This is a genomic window from Shewanella sp. M16 (assembly GCF_018224605.1).
Classification (GTDB): domain Bacteria; phylum Pseudomonadota; class Gammaproteobacteria; order Enterobacterales; family Shewanellaceae; genus Shewanella; species Shewanella oncorhynchi.
The window spans coordinates 1-3710 of sequence record NZ_JAGTUL010000092.1; the positions used below are offsets into that span (position 1 = coordinate 1).

The 3710-nt window shown below is 45.3% G+C and carries 2 protein-coding genes; both read right to left on the reverse strand.

The annotated features are described in order from the left end of the window. Positions 1-639 precede the first annotated feature (639 nt). Positions 640-1386, reverse strand: coding sequence for a DUF2057 domain-containing protein (locus tag KFE26_RS23435; RefSeq protein ID WP_212601899.1), 747 nt, complete (start codon positions 1384-1386; stop codon positions 640-642). Between the two features lie 211 nt (positions 1387-1597). Then, positions 1598-3664 (reverse strand): bifunctional 2',3'-cyclic-nucleotide 2'-phosphodiesterase/3'-nucleotidase, encoded by a 2067-nt coding sequence (locus KFE26_RS23440; protein ID WP_212601900.1) that lies wholly within the window; start codon positions 3662-3664, stop codon positions 1598-1600. Between the last annotated feature and the right edge of the window lie 46 nt (positions 3665-3710).

Here is a 3710-nt window from a genome sequence, read left to right on the forward strand (position 1 = left end):
TCCCGAACTCAGAAGTGAAACGCAAACGCGCCGATGGTAGTGTGGGGTCTCCCCATGTGAGAGTAGGTCATCGCCAAGCATCCAAATAAACACAAAAGCCCTAGCCTAAACCGCTAGGGCTTTTGTGTTTATACGCTTCGCGAAAACTTATCTCGATGTCGGTCAATAAATGTTCCTCCAATATAGACACTTCCACCATCCATGGCGGTCGCCCGCCGCTAAGCGGACTCCCCGGCTACGAAGACAAGCTTCTTCGCGTTCAATCATGGCTAAATACTCCGTATTGATAGCGCGATGATTTCACCCACATGTGAGAGTGGGTCATCGCCAAGCATCTAATTATCGCATTGAGATGTAACCAAGCCAGCTGAATAAGCTGGCTTTTTGCGTCTGCAATTTACATGTTTTAGCGTTTTTGAAACCGTTTCATTGTCTGAAATAACATTAAGCTGTGAAGTGGTAATGGGTTTACTGAACGCTTTTTTAATGAGCTTAAGTTTTACTAAGTTCTAATTTTACGAACTGAATAGAGCCGCCAGTTCATGTATGATACTAAGCTGGCGGTCTGAAATAGATAGCCGAAGCGTTGTTGATGGTTGGAGGACAAATACTCTCTTCAACGCTTGCGTGCTCTATGCATCACTCTTTGTTGATTTTGGCTTTGAAGCTGGCTTTGGTATTGTCGTTAGCTTGTTTGTACCAGTAATCCAGCATTTGACTGATTTCAGCTTGGCTAGGTGTCGTAGTAGGAGTGATTTGCTGAGCTTTGTCATTGACCGCTGTGGCTGACGGTATAACTGCTGGCGCGATCAAGCTCGTGGATGTGGCTGCTGATGTTTGGCGTATTTGCGGCTGGCTTGCCAATATTGGTGTAATCGCGTCGCTTGGTTGTGTTGTCGCGGTATTCATCGTGATATTTAATGAAGCCGGATGATTGCTAAGGTTGTACTGCAGTATCTCGTGTTCGAAATCCCGTCCTAGTTGAATGCCATTCTTAATCAATTTATCACTGGTAAAACCCACAGCTTCATCTTGAGCATTTAATAGTGTCAGCTTAGGTGACTCATCAAATTTCTTTGCATCTCTGGCTGAGTTGATGGCGGGAAGTGTCAGCGTGAGTGTTTGTGCTGACGCATCAAAACGGACGATGAGCACGTCGGAAAGATAATGCACTGAGTCAGCTTGTTGTCGATATTGCGCGGCATAACGAAAGGCAATTTGATTGGTCCCATCGGCTAAAACGAGATCGCCATTCTTTACTGCTGGCTTGCCATTGACCGTTAACACTTCAGCATTTTTAGGTAGTTTGAGATGAACATCGGCCGTTGCTGGCTGCACAGTCCCCAGCACTAATGCCGTGGCACATAAAATTGATTGATATTTCATAAGCTTTCTCTGTTGTTATAAGGATGCCGCTAAGCTAAATAGTAAGGCAGATATTTGGCGATACAAAGCAGGTTTAACCTTTAGTGTGGAGCATGATGAACTAAATGGCGACACACTGTTTATAGCGCGCAGATTAGCGTTAATTTAATCGGCAGGGAATAAAAAAGGCTCACGAGGAGCCTTTTGAGCATGATATTTTGGAATTGAACGCTTATTTGGTTAGGTTGATGCTATAAACGGCGAAACCCAGTTCATCCTTGCTTATCTTCTTCATTTCACGTTGTTTATTGGCTTCGATAAAGGCAGCGGCTTTGTCACTGTCTTGGGTTTCGAAGCGAACGTCCAATGCGACATTCGTGGTGATGGTTTTGAAATCCCAGTTGTAATCGGCACTTGGATTGACCATAGCTTCGTACTTACCTGTGGTTTCGTTGTACTGAGATTGCGCTGTGATATAGGCAGCTAGTGCTTCACGGTTAGTATCGGGCAGTTCAAGCACCACATGGTCGCTACCCGTACCAGCAAACTTACCCCCAAAGGCGCGGTAGTTATTTGAGGTGACGATAAATTCTTTCGCGGCAAATTCTTCACCTGTGATGACTTTGCCGTTTTCGTCTTTATAGCTTAAATCAACGATACGGTTTGCGTTGGCATTAACGACGGCGCAATCGCGGTCAAACTTGCTTGGTTGGGTCACATCAATTTTATAGGTTAAGCCATCGAGTACGTCGAAGTTATAGGTTGGATGACCATCCCAGTTGATTAAACCTTGTGGGGTGGTTTTTGCTGGGTCAATTTGATTGAACTGGTTTGCTGAGCACTCGAGCCAATCTTTCAATTCGGCGCCCGTCGCTTTGACTGCCACCATAGTATTGGGATACAGGTACAGATCGGCGGCGTTTTTAAAGGTCAGTGGGCCTTTATCAACTTGCACAAATTGATCGGCATCACTGGTTGTACCGTGGCGACCGCCCGCTTTAAAGGGTGCGGAGGCTGATAGCACTGGCAGACCTTTTAATGCTGCAGGTAATTTCGCTTTCACGTTAGCGATTTGCGCATCGGAAACGATTTGTACCGTAGGGTCGTCCTGCACTAAGGTAAGGAAGCTGTACATGTCGGCTGCGGCAACGCCGATAGGTTCATCCACAAAGGCGAGGGTGCCTTGGTGCTCGGCTGCGACTGCATCTTTAATTGCGGGATCTTGGCTAACTAACTCTTCCTTAGTTGCGCCATTATATATGGGGCGAGCTTGCGTTTTCGCACTAAGGACATGCCATTTGCCATCTTTACGCTCAAGTTTAAAGTCAACCAGCCCTAAGTTATCACCCCAACGACCTGGCATCACTGCGGGGACGCCGTTCAGTAGGCCTTTAGTGACATCGGTATTGGGCAAGTCAGCATACTTAGCATCTGGGAAGATAGAGTGGCTGTGGCCGAATAGAATCGCATCGATACCGTCAACATAAGTCAAAGCGTAAGTAGCGTTTTCAGCCATAGGATCGCCAGGATTTTCCGTTGAACCAATGCCAGAGTGTGGAATGGCGATAATGATATCGGCCCCTTTGGCTTTCATTTCTGGGACATATTTTTTCGCGGTTGTAATTATATCTTCAACCGTCACTTTCCCCGTCAGATTTTGCTTATCCCACAATAGAATTTGCGGTGGCACAAAACCAATATAACCAATGTTAATGGTTTGATTATTACCTTCACTGTCGATAATAATTTTTTGTTTAATGATATAAGGGGTGAATAAATGCTCACCTTTTTTAACCTCATTCCAGCAACCATTATCGTCGGCGCAATAAACGTTTGAGTTGATATAAGGGAAATCTGCACCACTAATAGATTTATTTAAGAAATCTAAACCATAGTTAAATTCATGGTTGCCGATATTACCGACTTCATAATCTAATAGGTTCATGGCTTTATAGGCTGGATGAATATCACCCATTTGCAGGCCAACTTTAGCCATGTAATCGCCCATTGGGCTGCCTTGCAGTAGATCGCCGTTGTCGACGAGTACGCTGTTTTTGGCTTCGCCGCGTGCCTTGCGGATCAAGCTTGCAGTGCGGGCTAGACCGATAGTTGGATCATCTTTGCCACTGTAGTAGTTGAAATCCATGATATTTGTGTGCAGATCCGTGGTTTCGAGTACCCGTAAATCGGCTTGAACGACTTTGTCATCAGGTTGAATAATCGTGTCGTCATCAGAATTACAGGCGCTTACACCAAGGGCGGCAGTGATCATCACTGCGAGTATTTTCTTATTTAACATAGTTATCGTTATTAACACTGTCTCTTATACCTTCCTCAGCGCCCAC

Coding starts and splice junctions, on each gene's coding strand:
- KFE26_RS23435 (WP_212601899.1), bottom strand. CDS start 1,386: ATGAAATATCAATCAATTTTATGTGCCACGGCATTAGTGCTGGGGACT.
- KFE26_RS23440 (WP_212601900.1), bottom strand. CDS start 3,664: ATGTTAAATAAGAAAATACTCGCAGTGATGATCACTGCCGCCCTTGGT.